Here is a 14128-nt window from a genome sequence, read left to right as displayed (position 1 = left end):
TAAGCGCGCACCCTGTGTCGTGAATCGAGTCTTTACCGTCGTCGTGGCGCTGCTGGTGCTCACGTCGACGTTCGGAGCCGGGGCCGTCGGCGCACACGGCGGCGTCGCATCGGCCCAGCCGACGTGTGAGTTCCCCGTCAGCGTCACCGACGCGACGGGCGAGGAGATCTCCCTCGACGAGGAGCCCGAGCGGGTCGTCGCGATGCAGCCCAGCGACGCCCAGACGCTCTGGGAGATCGACGCCCGTGAGAAGGTCGTCGGGATGCCCGTCGGCCAGTACACCGAGTACCTCGAGGGTCACGACGAGCCCGAGGACATCACCGGCGACGACGACCTCACCGTCAACACCGAGCAGGTGATCGAGCTCGAACCCGACGTCGTCTTCGCCTCCGCGGTCGCCGACGAGGACCAGGTCGAGCAGCTCCGCGACGCCGGCCTGACGGTCTATCAGGTCCAGGACGCGACCTCGATCGACGACGTCGAGGAGAACGTCGAGACGTTCGGCCAGCTCACCGGCGAGTGCGAGGGTGCGGCCGAGACCCTCGAGTGGATGGACGAGGAGATCGGCACGATCGAGGAGGCCGTCGAGGGCGAGGACGAACCCACCGTGCTGTTCGCGATGGGTGACGGCTTCACCACCGGCGAGGGCACCTTCATCGAGGACGTGATCGAGACGTCCGGCGCCGAGAACCTCGGCACCGAGGCCGGCATCGAGTTCTACGGCCAGATCAGCGAGGAGGTCGTGATCAGCGAGGACCCAGACTGGATCGTCTACCCGGAGGGTAACTTCGATGAACCGCCCGTGAGCGATCAGGTCCTCGAGAGCACGACCGCCGGCCAGGAGGAGCAGATCGCCACGGTCGACGCGAACCAGATGAACCAGCCCGGCCCGCAGGTCGTCTACGCGATCCACGACCTCGCCGAGACGTTCCACCCCGACGCCTACGCCGCGGCACAGGACGACGCGGCGGAGGAGGCGGATGAGATGGATGAAACGGAGGAAACGGACGAGGAGCCGGCTGACGAGCCCGCCGAGGAGGACCAGCCCGGCTTCGGCGTCGTCGCCGCGCTCGTCGCGCTGGCGGCCGCCGGGCTGCTGTTCTTCCGGCGGCGATAGGTCGGAAGGCGTTTTACCTCCCGGGCAGCGAGAAGGGGTATGGTCGAAAACGTGATCTGGCCCGCCTATCTCGACGCGGAGGTGTCCCGCTCGAAGGGCCGACGGGTCCCGGGGGACCTCGCGGTCCCGGAGCCGACGGTCGACGAGATCGCCGCCGCCGCCCAGCAGGTGGGCTACGACGCGGTCATCGAGCGCGATCGGACCTACCCCCGCGAGTACGAGCCCCGGGGGCGGGTGCTGGTCAGGGACGCCGACGACGCCTCGAAGAACGACCTCGTGCAGGCCATCGCCGCCTACGTGACGGCGATGCGGGAGTGAGCCGATGAAACGCGTCGGCGAGGTCGTCCGCACCGCACAGGGGCTGGCGATCGCCCGCTGTCCCGAGGGGAGCGAGCCCGAGATCGGCACCGTCGTGATCGACGAGGGCCTCTCGGAGGTCGGCCGGGTCGTCGACGTCTTCGGGCCCGTCTCGCGGCCCTACGTCGCCGTCACCCCCGACGACCGGGCCTCCCTCCCGAAGCTGCTCGGCGGGAAGCTCTACGCGCGGTAGGCGACGAACGGAACCCCCAAGGCCCGCGAGCGAAAGCGGGCAGTATGGAGCAGCGCCGTCGCGTGTCGATCGCCGTCGCCGGAACTGTCGCCCTCTTCCTGACGATCCAGCTCGGCGCGCTCGCGCTGGTCGAGCCGTTCCAGTCGGCGGGCCTGCAGGCCGTCGAGGACCCCGACGATCCGACCAACTCCCTGCTCTACGTCGGCGCGATCCTCGTCGCCACGGGCCTGATGCTCGCGGCGTTCAAGTTCGACCTCCAGTGGCTCATTCGGGGGATGGTCGTCCTCGCGAGCGTCTTCCTCTCGTGGTACGTGCTCGTGGTCGTCCTTCCCCCCATATTCACCGTCGGCGGGGTCCACGTCCTCGCGGTCGTCGGCGCGCTGGCGATCGGCGCCGGGCTCGCGCTGTATCCCGAGTGGTACGTCATCGACGCTGCCGGCGTGATCATGGGCGCGGGCGCGGCGGGGCTGTTCGGCATCACCTTCGGCATCCTCCCCGCGCTCGTCCTCCTGGTCGTGCTCGCGGTCTACGACGCCATCAGCGTCTACGGCACCGAGCACATGCTCTCGCTGGCGGACAACGTCATGGAGATCAAGGTACCCGTCCTCCTGATCATCCCCGTCTCGCCGGGCTACAGCTTCCTCGACGCGGGCGGCACCGATGCATCCGAGGACGACGAGCCGGCCTCCGAGGGGCGGACGGACGGCGAATCCGAACCCGAACCCGAGCCGGAGCCCGACGACGCTCCGGGCCGGGACGCCTTCTTCATCGGCCTGGGCGACGCGGTGATCCCGACCGTGCTGATCGCGAGCGCGGCCTTCTTCGTCCAGACCCCCTCGCTCGTCCCGGGAATCGCGCTGACCGTCCCCGCGCTGGGCGGGATGATCGGCATGCTCGCGGGGCTGCTCGTCCTGCTGTGGATGGTCCTCCAGGGGAGGGCCCACGCCGGGCTCCCGCTTCTCAACGGTGGGACGATCGCCGGCTACCTGGTCGGCGCGCTCGCCAGCGGGCTGACGCTCACCCAGGCGCTCGGGCTGGGGCCGTATCTGTGACGACATGGGCCCGTCGAAACCCGTTCCTCGGGTGATTCCGCGACGAGACAGGTTCGTTGCGAGAGGGAGATCGACCCTGGCAGATACAGGCAGATGGGTTTTCCGAAAGGGTATCCGATCGCCAACTATGGTAGAGAGGCTTCCCCGGAGCGAGGGCAACAGTATCGGCTATTCGGCCACCGACGAGCTGAGCGAAGGAGAGTACGAGGAGATACTGGCCGACGTCGAGGAGGCGATCGAGGAGCACGGGTCGGCGAAGCTGCTCATGGATATCTCCGGCGTCTCGGAACCGTACGCCGAGTTCGACGCATACGAGGAGGACTTCGGCTTCTATCTCCGACACGGGGAGGACATGGAGTGTTACGCGGTCGTCGGCGACGATAGCCTGATCGAGTGGGGAACGGAGGCGAGCGATCTGGTCACCGATACGGAGATCGAGTTCTTCGAGGAGGACGAGCTCGACGAGGCGTGGGAGTTCGTAGAGGACGATTCAGGAAAGCGTCGAGAGTGAGCCGAAGTCGAAACGAGTTCGATACGCTGTGGGCGTGCTCGCGAACAGCTACCGTTCACCCAGGCGCCCGGGCTGTGAGAGCGGTCGCGGACGCTACGTACTGAGTCGGCCCGCGGCGGCGATCGTGGCGGCGCCGACCAGCGCGACGAGCCCCGCGGCGACGAACGCCGGCGCGTAGGTCCCGAGGACGTCGTGGCCCGCGCCGGCGAGATACGGCGAGACGAGCCCCGAGAGGCCGAGCGACACCGACACCAGCCCGAAGACGGCGTTGATGTTCTCCCGGCCGAACAGGTCGGCGGTGAGCGGCGCGAGCAGCGCGCCGTTACCCCCGTAGGCGAGGCCGTAGACGGCAGCGAACAGCAGGAGCGGCGCCACGGTGTCGAGGGCGGGGAGCGCGACCGTCGCGACACCCATGATCGCCGAGCAGACGACGAACGTCGGGACCCGACCGACCCGGTCTGCGGCGTGGCCGATCGCGACCCGCCCGATCACGCTCGCCCCGCCGATGAGCGCCACGGCGGTGGCGCCGACGGTCCGCGAGAGCCCCAGGTCGACGATGTGGACGACGAGATGCGAGAGGACGATATACAGCGTCGTGTAGACGAGCAGCCAGCCGGCGAACAGCGCGAGGAAGGCGGGCGAACGGGCGATCGCGCCGACCGCGGCCAGCCGCTCGTCGATACCGGTCCGGGGGCTCTCGACGAACCCGCCGTCGAACTCGTGGTCGGGGACCTGCTCGGCCGCGGGTTCGTCGCGAACCGCCGCGATGGCGACCGCCAGCAACGCCACGGCGCAGCCGGCGAGCAGAAGCAGCGCCGATCGCCAGCCCACGCGGGCGATGAGGACGTCGGCGACGGGCGCGACGACGACCATCCCCATGCCGAGCCCGGCCGATGCCAGCCCGCCCGCGAGCCCCTGGCGCCGGTCGAACCATCGGGGGACGGTCGCATACGAGACGACGAACAGGACGCTCATTCCGAGCCCGGTGACGACCCCGTAGGTGAACACGAGGACGGGGAGCGACCGGGCCCGGCTGGTGGCCACGAGCCCGACGACGAGCACGACGGTGCCGGCCGCGAGCATCCGGCGTGTGCCGTACCGGTCGACGAGCACGCCGACCCCGACCGCGCCGAGATACAGCATCAGCGACTGGACGCCGAACGCGACCGAGGTGGCGCCGCGGGAGCGGCCGAATTCCTCGAGGATCGGCTCGAAGAACACGCCGAAGGAGTACGAGAGGCCGAAGACGACGAACGAGCCCAGAAAACAGGCGGCGACGACGACCCAGCCGTAGTAGAGCTCCGATACGCGACCCATTGACACGGACGACGGGCTCCGATCGAGTTAAACGGTCGCGTTGGAGCAAGCCGTGGGCGGCCCGGCGGCGAGTCAGCGCCCGAGCATCGCTGCCCGCGGGTCGTCCCTCCCCGCTCGCCGATTCGGTGCGCTCCCGTCAGCGCCCGGGCATCGCCTCGCTCGCGGGGGCGAACTCGATCTCCGTCCCGCGACCCGCCTCGCTCGCGCGCTCGTAGAGCATGTGGGCGGCCGCGACCGTCTCGATCCCGGTGCCGCCGCTGTCGAAGACCGTGATCTCCTCGTCGTCCTCCCGTCCCGGGATCTCCCCTGCGAGGACCTCGCCCAGCTCGCCGTGAGGGTGATCGACGCCGATCGCCCCGGCCTCGATCGCGGCCATCAGCGAGCCGGCGTCGCGGTCGGTGCGCGCCCGGAGGTCGAGGACGTACTTCGCGCGTGAGACGGTCGTCGCGTCGAGCTCGTGTTTCTCGGTGTCGTACTGGCCCATCGCGGTGACGTGGGTTCCCGGCTCCACGAGCTCGCCGTCGAAGACGGGCTCGGGCGAGTTCGTCGCCGTGATCACGACATCGGCGCCCGAGACCGCGTCGGCGCTCGAGTCGACGGCCTCCACCACTGGATCGACGATCCCGTCCATCTCGTCGGCGAACGCCTCGCGGTTCTCGCGGGTCCGCGAGTAGACGCGAACGGAGTCGAACTCGCGGACGGTGGCGGTCGCGCGGAGCTGGCCGCGGGCCTGTGCGCCGCTGCCGATCAGGCCCAGAGTGTTCGCGTCCTCGCGGGCGAGCGCGTCGACGCCGACGGCGCCCGCGGCGCCGGTCTTGAAGGGGTTGAGGTAGGCGCCGTCGAGCACCGCGAGCGGCTCGCCCGACTCGGAATCGAACAGCGGCGTGATGAACCAGGCGTCGCGCTCGCCGAAGCCCGCGCCGTAGTTGTACCCGCCCATGGCGCCCGTCTCGGGCAGGACCGCCATGTAGCCCGTGAACATCCCCGGCGGCTCCTCGTTCGTGAGCTTCGTCCGGGGCTCGGCGGGTGCGCCCTCGCCGCGCTGGCGGTAGCCCTCGCGGACGGCGTCGACGTAATCCGCCGGCTCGGCGAGATCGGCCAGTTCGTCGCTCGTCAAGAACAGCGCCTCGGTCATGGGCCGGCTTCGGTCGCCAGCGAGAAAACAGTTGAGTCTCTCTACTCGGACGTCCGGGCGGGTACCGCGCCCGCACTGGGGGTGTCCGTGGGCTCGTTGACGAACAGCGCGTGCCCGATCAGGCCGACCGAGACGGAGGCGGCCACCGGGACGGCCAGCGTGAGCTGGAGCCCCAGAAGCGTCAGCGTTCCGGCGATTCCGAACAGTGCGAGGGGGATGAGGCCGAGGATCATATCATAGTAGGAAGTCATAATGTATTCTGATTTATGGACCATATCGGCATAAGTGTTTTGTTAACGTTTTGAATTATCTCCCGATATCCCTCCTTGTGAATCTTGAAAGGGTCTCTTACCGTTCTCTATAAGTTATAGAGATATGCCAAAAGATGAGGTGTACACGCATGGACACAAAAACGAGGATTTCGTGGACGGTTCGGGAGAAATGCAGCGGGTTCGACGGAGGCCGGCTATCGGCGGGAACGGACGCCGAGGGCCACGAGCACGCGCCAGGGCAGTAGGGTCGCGAGGCCGGTGACGACGGTGACGAGGACGAACGTCGGCGGCGCGCCGCCGACGAGCCACGGGGTCGCACGCAATCCGATGCCGACCAGTGCGGCGACCGTCCAGGCGATAATCACGGCGAGGGCCGTCTCGACGATCGACTCGCGGACGCGGGCGGTGTAGACCCCCAGCATCGGCGCGACGAGTAGCCACCCCAGCAGGAAGGGGGCGACCGTCTCCGCGGTGTAGAGAGGGTCGGCGAGCGGGGCGGTGCCGTGGGTGATCAGGCCGTAGGAGAGCTGTCCGGCGATGATCGCCGCGTCGACGACGAGCAGCAGGACCGTCAACGCCGATCGGTCGAACCGTGCGAGGTCGGCCATGACGGGCGTTCGGCCGGCGGGGCCATGTGTCTCCCGGTTTCCACACCGTTCAACACCGGGGGCGACAAAACGCCGACATGGAGCCCGAACTGCTCGGCTGGCCGCCCGACGGGCCGAAGCTCGAGCTCGACTACCGGTCGTTCAGCTACGCCGGGAAGTTCGTGATGACGAACACGGGCAAGGCGGTGGTGCGCGAGGGCGACGAGATCCGCGCGGCCGCGGCGTTCAACGAGGACCGGACCGACCCCGCGACGCTGTGGATCCGATATATCACGACCCACGACGAGCATCGTGGGGAAGGCCTCGGGCCCCGCCTGCTGGGGTTCGTCCGCGAGCGGGCGCTCGAACGGGGGTACGGGACCGTGCGGATCGCCGTCAACAACCCCTTCGCCTACGAGGCCTGCCACCGCGCGGGCTTCGGCTACACCGGCCGGGAGACGGGGATCGCCGAGCTGGTCCTCGAGGCACCCGCGGAGCCGACGACGGAGCGCTATCAGAAAGGGCTCGACGTATTTCGGGAGCGTGACCCCGAGGACCCCGAGCGGAGCTTCCTCGAGCGGAAACGCGGTGTCGACCCGCCGAGTGGGGAGGACGGGCGGGACGGATAGAAACGACCAAACGGTCGTCGGGGCTCGTGGGGGCATGGAGACGACACGGCACTTCGTCGCCACCGTCTACGTCGTCAACGACGGCGCGACCCTGCTGCACGAACACGGGAAGCTGGGGCTGTGGCTCCCGCCCGGTGGCCACATCGACCGTGACGAACTGCCCCACGAGGCCGCGAAACGCGAGGTCCGCGAGGAGACGGGTCTGGACGTGACGCTGGTGTGCGAACACGACGACGTGAGCTCGCCCACCGTCACGTCGCTGCCCGAACCCGTCCACCTCCTGTTGGAGGACATCAACGTCCACGAGGCGGGCGTGGGCCACCAACACATCGACTTCGTCTACTACGGTCGGGCCGATTCGCGGGAGCTCGCTCCCGCCGACGGCGAGCAGGGGACGGAGGCCTGGGAGTGGGTCGGGCCCGAGGAGCTGGATGAGAGGCGGTTCGACGCCGACGTCGCCCGGCTGGGCCGCGAGGCGATCTCCCTACTCGAGTAGCGACTCGACGTACTGCGTGACGTGGTCGTCCATCCGACGCTTGTAGCCCGCCCGCCGGGCGAGCCGGTCGATCTCGCGGGCGATCAGGCTGCCGTACTGCACCGCCTTCTTCTCCCGATCCGCAATCTCGGCCGGCACGAACCCGCGGGCCGCCCGCCGGAAGACCCGCTTTCGCTCCCCCTCCGTCGCGAGCATCGGCCCGTCGAGGCGGAGCGCGGCATCCACCACCCGGTCGTCGAGCAGGGGTGCGACCGGTTCGGCGCCGGCGGCCCTGATGGAGAGGACGTCGCGCTCCAGTTGCTCGGGAAGGGAGGCGATCACCTCGCGGGTCGCGCCCCGAACGGAGTCGGCCTCGACCCGGTGATCGGCCCGGATGACCTTCTCGTAGCCGCCGAACAGCTCGTCGGCGCCCTGGCCGACCGCCAGCCGATCGTGACCGTCCTCGACGGCCCGCTCGGCGACGAGAAAGAGCGGCAGGGCGATCCCGACGTCCATCGCGTTGGCCCGTCCCGTGGCGCGCGCCACGATGGGTACTGCCCGCTCGATGTCGGTGTGGGTACACTCGATGGTCCGGAGCTCGCGCCCCATCGCGCTGGCGCTTTCACGAGCGGCCTCGAGGTCGTGGCTGCCCTCGAAGCCGACGACGTACAGCGGGGCGTCGAGGCGACTGGCGACGACCGCGGAATCGACGCCGCCGGAGAACGCGACGGCGAGGCCGTCGTCGTCGATCCCGAGGCTCGCCTCCAGTGCGCTCGCGACCCGCTCGGTCGCCTCGTCCTCGGCGACGAAGGCAGGCGGGTCGGGGAGCGTCCAGACGCGCTCGTCGCCGGCGTGGCCGGCCGGGAACGAAACGGGATCCTCCAGTTCGGCCGGCGAGAAGGCCCACCCCGCGCTCGAGCGCTCCGTGAACACGGGATAGCGCCCGAGGACGTCCCGGACGGACCGGCCGTCGGGGAGTCGGCCGGCGAAGCCTCGGCCGCCGGGCAGGGAGTCGCCGCTCTCGATCGCCCGGTCGACGAGCGCGGGACTGGCCCCGTGGATCATTCGAGCAGGGAGGAGACTCGGCGTTTCACGCGGCGTTTCGCTCCGCCCCCGGCCTGTCGGAAGCTGATCCGCCAGGGGGTGCGCTTGCCGTCGACGGTCGTCCGGCCCTCGCGGATCCCCTTCGAGATCGCGTCGACGCTCCGCTCGCCCCCGGTGTCAACCCGCGTGACGGCCTGGCCGACCATCTCGCCGATGTGGGCGTCGCTGCCGGCGGTCATCGGGAGGCCCCGCGAGCGCGCGAAGCGTTCTGCCTTCCGGTTCGCTCGACCAGTGAGCAGCCGGGAGTTGTAGATCTCGATGGCGTCCGCGCGGGCGAGCTCGTCGCGTGAGACCCGCGTGCCGACGCCGTGGCGCGAGGACTGGAACGGGTGGGGAACGACGGCGATCCCGCCCGCCTCGTGGATCCGCTCGAGGGTCTCGTCGTAGGGGAGGCCGGCCTCCACCCGCTCCTCGACCCCGAGTCCGAGTACGTGGCCCGCCGCGCTCGAGACCTCGATCCCGGGGATCCCGACCAGCCCGTAGTCGGGGGCGAGCTCTGCGGCCTCGAGGCTCGCCTCGATCGCGTCGTGGTCGGTGATCGCGAGCGCGTCGAGGCCGACGGCGGCGGCCTGCTCGAGGAGGAGTTCGACGGGGTCGCGGCCGTCGTGCGAGAGGGCGGAGTGTGCGTGGAGCTCGACCGACAACACACCCGGGCTTCGGCGAGCGCCGGCAAAAGCGCCCCGGTCCGCGCCGATACCCATGAACGTGGGTATGGAAAGCGATTTATCCGCCTCGTTTGAACAGAGGGGTGAATGAGTCTGTCCGACTCGGATCGCGAGATCGTCACCGGGGAGCTCGGCCGCGAACCCACGCGAGCCGAGGCGGCGCTGTTCGAGAACCTCTGGAGCGAGCACTGTGCCTATCGCTCCTCGCGCCCGCTGCTCTCGGCGTTCGACAGCGAGGGCGAGCAGGTGGTCGTCGGGCCCGGCGACGACGCCGCGGTCGTCGCGCTTCCCGATCACGGCTCGGGCGAGGGCGAGACCTACATCACGCTGGGCATCGAGAGCCACAACCACCCCTCCTACGTCGACCCCTACGACGGGGCCGCGACGGGGATCGGGGGCATCGTTCGGGACACCCTCTCGATGGGCGCCTATCCCATTGCACTCACGGACTCGCTGTACTTCGGCGACTTCGATCGTGAACACTCCCGGTACCTCCTCGAGGGCGTCGTCGAGGGGATCTCCGACTACGGAAACGCGATCGGGGTTCCGACGGTGGGCGGCAGCCTCGCCTTCCACCCCGACTACGAGGGAAATCCCCTCGTGAACGTCGCCTGCGTCGGCCTCGTCTCGGAGGACCGGCTCGTCACCGCCGAGGCCCAAGAGGCGGGCAACGAGCTCGTCCTCGTCGGCAACGCCACCGGCCGGGACGGGCTGGGCGGTGCCTCCTTTGCCAGCGAGGACCTCGCGGAGGACGCCGAGACCGAGGACCGCCCCGCCGTGCAGGTCGGCGACCCCTACACCGAGAAGCTGCTGATCGAGGCCAACGAGAGCCTGATCGACGAGGGGCTGATCGAGTCCGCGCGCGACCTCGGGGCGGCGGGGCTCGGCGGGGCCTCGAGCGAGCTCGTCGCGAAGGGCGGCTTCGGCGCGGAGATCGACCTGAACCGCGTCCATCAGCGCGAGCCGAACATGAACGCCATGGAGATCCTGCTCGCCGAATCCCAGGAACGGATGTGCTACGAGGTGCGTCCCGAGAACGTCGAGCGCGTCGAGGCGATCGCCGAGCGCTTCGATCTCGGCTGCTCGGTCATCGGCGAGGTGACCGAGGGGAACTACACCTGTACCTTCGAAGGAAGCGAGGCGCAACGCGCCTCGGACGACACGAGCGGTGAGCAAAGCGAACCGCGAGGGCGCGAGACGGTCGTCGACGTCCCCGCGGAGTTCCTCGCGGACGGCGCGCCGATGAACGACCTCGCGCACGTCGAGCCCGAAGAGCCCGCACGCGATCTGCCCGACGTCGAATTAAGGGAGGCCTTCGAGACGGTCGTCGGGAGCCCGAACACCGCGAGCAGGGAGTGGGTGTACCGCCAGTACGACCACGAGGTCGGCGTGCGCACGGCCGTGAAGCCGGGTGACGACGCGGCAGTGATGGCCATCCGAGAGGCGCGGGCGGAGCCACGCTCCGCCGACGGGTCGAGCGGTGAGAACCGCGAGACGGGCACCGGGCTCGCGATCTCGGCGGGCGCGGACCCCAACTGGACGGGCGCGGCTCCCTACGAGGGCGCGCGGGCGGTCGCCGTCGAGAACGCGACCAACCTCGCGGCGAAGGGCGCGACGCCGCTCGCCGCCGTGGACTGCCTCAACGGCGCCAATCCCGAGAAGCCCGCGGTCTACGGCGGCTTCCGGGGGATCGTCTCGGGGCTTGCCGACGCCTGCTCGGCGCTCTCGGTGCCGGTCGTCGGCGGGAACGTCTCGCTGTACAACGACTCCGCGACGGGTCCGATCCCGCCGACGCCAACGCTCGCGATGGTCGGGACCCGCGAGGGCTACGACGCCCCGCCGACGCGGCTCTCGGGCGAGGGACGACTGCTGGTCGTCGGCGATCCGGTCCTCGCGGGCGAGGCGGAGCCCGAGCTGGGCGGCTCCGAACTGCTGGCCCGCTTTGGCGGCTCCGACCGGTTCCCCGCGCCCTCCGAGGGCGCCCCGGAGTTCGTCGCGGCGCTCGCGGCGGCCGCGAACGACGGGGGAACCCTCGCGGTCCACGACGTCAGCCACGGTGGACTGGCGGTGGCGCTCGCGGAGATGGTCGGCGAGGCGGGCGCGCGGGTCGACCTCTCGGGCGGGCCGACGATCGGGACCCTGTTCGGCGAGCGGGCCGGTCGCGCGGTGATCGAGACGACCGACCCCGAGGCCGTCCACGAACGGTTCGAGGACGTCGCGCCCGTCTCGGAGATCGGCGAGGCGACTCCTGAGAAAACGCTGGTGATCGAAACGGACGCGGGGGAGCTCTCGGCCTCGGCGGAGGAGATCCGGGCGCTCCGGGACGTCCTCGAACGAGAACTCGACTGAGACCGGGCTTCGGCGGCTTTGGCGAACTCGTCTCCTTCCGGCTACTCCAGCGAGACTACTCTCCCGCGGTCCTGGCTCTCCGCGCGCTCGACCAGGTGATCCGCCGTCGCGGCGTCCAACACTGCCGAACCGACGCTGCTGACCACGACGACCCCCTCCGGCCGCGTGAACCCTCCCTCGAAGACGTCCGAGAGAGGCACCAGATCGGCCGCCGAGAGCCCGCTGTCGCGCAGGTCGCCCGTTTCGATCGCTTCCTCGGGGACGTCCGCCAGCACCGCCTCGCTGCGCTCGATCGTCTCGCCGTCGAGCTCGCGCATCTCCCCGCTGTAGGCCCCGACCGCGACGACCAGCGCGTCGGGCGCGAGCGCGCTCCCCGGGAAGACGGGCTCCTCGCTCGTGGTCGCCGTCAGGACGACGTCGGCGCCGGCGACCGCGTCCTCGGGCGAGCCGACCGGCTTCGCCGTGATCCCCCGCTCGGTCAGATCCGCCGCACACCGGCGTTTGGAGTCGCTCGGCGAGTAGATCCGGACCTCCTCGAGGTCGCTCCCGGCGGCGATCGCGCGGGTCCCCCAGCGCGCCTGCGTGCCCGCGCCGATGATGCCCACTCGAAGGGGGTCGCTCGCCAGATCGCGGGCGGCGAGCCCGGCGATACAGCCCGTCCGCGCGCCCGTCACCCGGGTGCCGTCCATGTACGCTTCGGGCAGCCCCGTCCGAGCGTCCGTGACGGCGATCTGGGCGTTGACGGTCGAGAGCCCTCGTTCGGGATTCCCCGGGTGGACGCTCGCGAGCTTCGTCGCGTAGCGCTCGGCGCCGTGGACGTACGCGGGCATCGTCAGTCCGGTTCCGAGGGGTTCGTCGTCCAATCCGATTCCGACCGGGAAATGCGGGCGTTCGGGGCGCTCGACCTCGCCGCGGCCCTGCGCGAGGAAGGCGTCCTCGATGACGGGAAGCAGCTCCCCGAGGTCGAGCAGCGCGGCGACGTCCGACTCCGAGAGGATCCGAACCATGGGTCGAACGCCGCGGGCCGACGGCAAATGGTTATCCACTCGCGTTCCGTGTGACCGATATGCACACTGTCGTGATCGGCGGCGGGATCGTCGGCCTCGCGAGCGCCCACGCGCTGGCCGAGCGGGGCGTCGAGGTCACCCTCTGCGAGAAGGGGTCGCTGGGTGCCGGGAGCACGGGCCGCTCGGCCGGCGGGATCCGCGCGCAGTTCTCGACGCCGGTCAACGTCGCGCTCTCGCTGGCGAGCCTCGAGGTCTGGGACGCCTTCGAGGAGCGGTTCGGCGTCGACGTCGCCCATCGTCGGGTCGGCTACCTCTTCCTCGCGCGCGAGGAGGAAACGGCCGAGCGGCTACGGGAGAACGTCGCCATGCAGAACGAACTGGGCGTCCCCAGCGAGTTCCTCGACCCAGCGGCGACAGCGGAGCACTGCGGGGGGCTCCGGAGCGACCGGTTCGCCGGCGCGAGCTACTCCCCTACCGACGGCTTCGCGGATCCCGACCTCGCGGTGGAGGGCTACGCGCGGGCGGCCCGCGGGGCGGGCGTCGAGCTCCGAACCGGGACCGAGGTGACGGGGATCCGCCGCGATGGGGGACGAGTGGTCGGCGTCGAGCTCGCGGGGGCGAACGGGGACGGGCGGATCCCGGCCGATTACGTCGTCAACGCCGCCGGGCCGTGGGCGAGGCGGATCGGGCGGATGGCCGGCGTTGAGCTCCCGGTGGCGCCCAGGCGCCGCCAGATGGCGGTCGTCGAGCCCGAACGCCCGGTTCCGGAGTCGGATCCGTTCACGATCGACCTCGATGCGGGCTCGTACTTCCGGCCCGAGGACGGGGGGGCCGCGCTGGTCGGCGGGCAGTGGGGCGAGGACCCCGACGCGGATCCCGACCGCTACCACGAGGGGATGGACCCGGAGCAGGCCGCGGCCGCCGTCGAGCGCGCCGGGGAGTGGACGACCTACTTCGGGCCCGACTCGCGGATCCGCCGGGGCTGGGCCGGGTTGTATGCCGTGACCCCGGACAACCACCCGATCATCGAGGAGACGGTGCCCGGTCTGATCACCGCCGTCGGCTTCTCGGGCCACGGGTTCATGCACGCGCCCGCCACCGGCCGGCTGGTCGCGGAGCTCGCCTGCGACGGCGAGGCGTCGCTGGTCGACATCGGATCGTTGGGGAGCGGTCGGTTCGAGAAGCGGGGCGAAACAGAGCGAAACGTCGTCTAGTCGGAAAACCGCGACGGACGGGCGTATGGCGAACGGCCGCGTACCGGCGCGCATGACGCGAACAGCGCGGTTCGGACGGGAAGGAGCGTAACGAACCGTCCCCGACGTATCGGGGGTAGCGTTCGTGGTCGGATGGAAGACTTT

General features: G+C 70.3%; 16 protein-coding genes. 9 read left to right on the top strand and 7 right to left on the bottom strand.

The annotated features are described in order from the left end of the window. Positions 1 to 19: 19 nt before the first annotated feature. The 5 genes from WOA58_RS04810 (at position 20) to WOA58_RS04790 (ending at position 3230) form a co-directional block, all read left to right on the top strand. Entirely contained in the window at positions 20 to 1117 is a 1098-nt protein-coding gene (locus tag WOA58_RS04810) for a PGF-CTERM-anchored ABC transporter substrate-binding protein (RefSeq protein WP_340603024.1), read from the top strand. A gap of 39 nt (positions 1118 to 1156) precedes the next feature. Further along, on the top strand, positions 1157 to 1435 hold the full coding sequence (gene srp19, locus WOA58_RS04805) for a signal recognition particle subunit SRP19 (protein ID WP_340603023.1): 279 nt from the start codon (positions 1157 to 1159) through the stop codon (positions 1433 to 1435). Positions 1436 to 1439: 4 nt separating this feature from the next. Beyond that, positions 1440 to 1667 carry an H/ACA ribonucleoprotein complex subunit GAR1 gene (locus tag WOA58_RS04800; RefSeq protein ID WP_340603022.1) on the top strand — a complete coding sequence of 76 codons (228 nt, stop codon included), beginning with the start codon at positions 1440 to 1442 and terminating at the stop codon, positions 1665 to 1667. A 44-nt stretch (positions 1668 to 1711) separates the two neighbouring features. Beyond that, entirely contained in the window at positions 1712 to 2719 is a 1008-nt protein-coding gene (locus WOA58_RS04795) for a presenilin family intramembrane aspartyl protease PSH (protein ID WP_340603021.1), read from the top strand. A gap of 127 nt (positions 2720 to 2846) precedes the next feature. Further along, positions 2847 to 3230 carry a SpoIIAA family protein gene (locus WOA58_RS04790; RefSeq protein ID WP_340603020.1) on the top strand — a complete coding sequence of 128 codons (384 nt, stop codon included), beginning with the start codon at positions 2847 to 2849 and terminating at the stop codon, positions 3228 to 3230. A 93-nt stretch (positions 3231 to 3323) separates the two neighbouring features. On the opposite strand, the gene WOA58_RS04785 is transcribed toward WOA58_RS04790, so the two are convergent. From WOA58_RS04785 to WOA58_RS04770, 4 genes are all read right to left on the bottom strand, one after another. Then, positions 3324 to 4547: an MFS transporter gene (locus tag WOA58_RS04785; protein ID WP_340603019.1), complete on the bottom strand. Its 1224-nt coding sequence runs from the start codon at positions 4545 to 4547 to the stop codon at positions 3324 to 3326. 136 nt (positions 4548 to 4683) lie between these two features. Then, the gene (locus WOA58_RS04780) at positions 4684 to 5682 is read right to left on the bottom strand and encodes an ornithine cyclodeaminase family protein (protein WP_340603018.1); all 999 of its coding nucleotides are present in this window, start codon (positions 5680 to 5682) and stop codon (positions 4684 to 4686) included. Positions 5683 to 5723: 41 nt separating this feature from the next. Further along, positions 5724 to 5933, bottom strand: a complete 210-nt coding sequence (locus WOA58_RS04775; protein ID WP_340603017.1) for a hypothetical protein — start codon at positions 5931 to 5933, stop codon at positions 5724 to 5726. A gap of 215 nt (positions 5934 to 6148) precedes the next feature. Next, complete coding sequence (locus WOA58_RS04770; RefSeq protein WP_340603016.1) at positions 6149 to 6562, bottom strand: DUF3054 domain-containing protein; 414 nt, start codon at positions 6560 to 6562, stop codon at positions 6149 to 6151. A gap of 77 nt (positions 6563 to 6639) precedes the next feature. Between WOA58_RS04770 and WOA58_RS04765 the strand changes: the two genes are divergently transcribed. Beyond that, the gene (locus WOA58_RS04765) at positions 6640 to 7170 is read left to right on the top strand and encodes a GNAT family N-acetyltransferase (protein ID WP_340603015.1); all 531 of its coding nucleotides are present in this window, start codon (positions 6640 to 6642) and stop codon (positions 7168 to 7170) included. Between the two features lie 34 nt (positions 7171 to 7204). Next, positions 7205 to 7666: an NUDIX hydrolase gene (locus WOA58_RS04760; RefSeq protein WP_340603014.1), complete on the top strand. Its 462-nt coding sequence runs from the start codon at positions 7205 to 7207 to the stop codon at positions 7664 to 7666. Here the strand turns inward: WOA58_RS04760 and WOA58_RS04755 are convergent. Both WOA58_RS04755 and WOA58_RS04750 read right to left on the bottom strand, forming a co-directional pair. Continuing rightward, on the bottom strand, positions 7655 to 8707 hold the full coding sequence (locus tag WOA58_RS04755; protein WP_413789459.1) for an asparagine synthase C-terminal domain-containing protein: 1053 nt from the start codon (positions 8705 to 8707) through the stop codon (positions 7655 to 7657). The genes WOA58_RS04760 and WOA58_RS04755 overlap by 12 nt on opposite strands. Continuing rightward, positions 8707 to 9396, bottom strand: a complete 690-nt coding sequence (locus WOA58_RS04750; RefSeq protein WP_340603012.1) for a PHP domain-containing protein — start codon at positions 9394 to 9396, stop codon at positions 8707 to 8709. Before WOA58_RS04750 ends, WOA58_RS04755 begins: the two co-directional genes overlap by 1 nt. A gap of 105 nt (positions 9397 to 9501) precedes the next feature. Here WOA58_RS04750 and purL point away from each other — a divergent pair, with 105 nt between their 5' ends. Then, a complete protein-coding gene (gene purL / locus WOA58_RS04745; RefSeq protein WP_340603011.1) occupies positions 9502 to 11763 on the top strand; it encodes a phosphoribosylformylglycinamidine synthase subunit PurL in 2262 nt (753 codons plus the stop codon). Positions 11764 to 11804: 41 nt separating this feature from the next. Here purL and WOA58_RS04740 read toward each other — a convergent pair whose 3' ends face one another. After that, positions 11805 to 12770, bottom strand: a complete 966-nt coding sequence (locus WOA58_RS04740) for an ornithine cyclodeaminase family protein (protein ID WP_340603010.1) — start codon at positions 12768 to 12770, stop codon at positions 11805 to 11807. A 59-nt stretch (positions 12771 to 12829) separates the two neighbouring features. Between WOA58_RS04740 and WOA58_RS04735 the strand changes: the two genes are divergently transcribed. Then, positions 12830 to 13984, top strand: coding sequence for an NAD(P)/FAD-dependent oxidoreductase (locus tag WOA58_RS04735; RefSeq protein WP_340603009.1), 1155 nt, complete (start codon positions 12830 to 12832; stop codon positions 13982 to 13984). Positions 13985 to 14128 lie beyond the last annotated feature (144 nt).

The sequence above is a fragment of the Halalkalicoccus tibetensis genome, from assembly GCF_037996645.1.
GTDB classification, from domain to species: domain Archaea; phylum Halobacteriota; class Halobacteria; order Halobacteriales; family Halalkalicoccaceae; genus Halalkalicoccus; species Halalkalicoccus tibetensis.
Note: the sequence above shows the minus strand (reverse complement) of the source record. Positions and strands in the feature narration are given on the sequence as shown.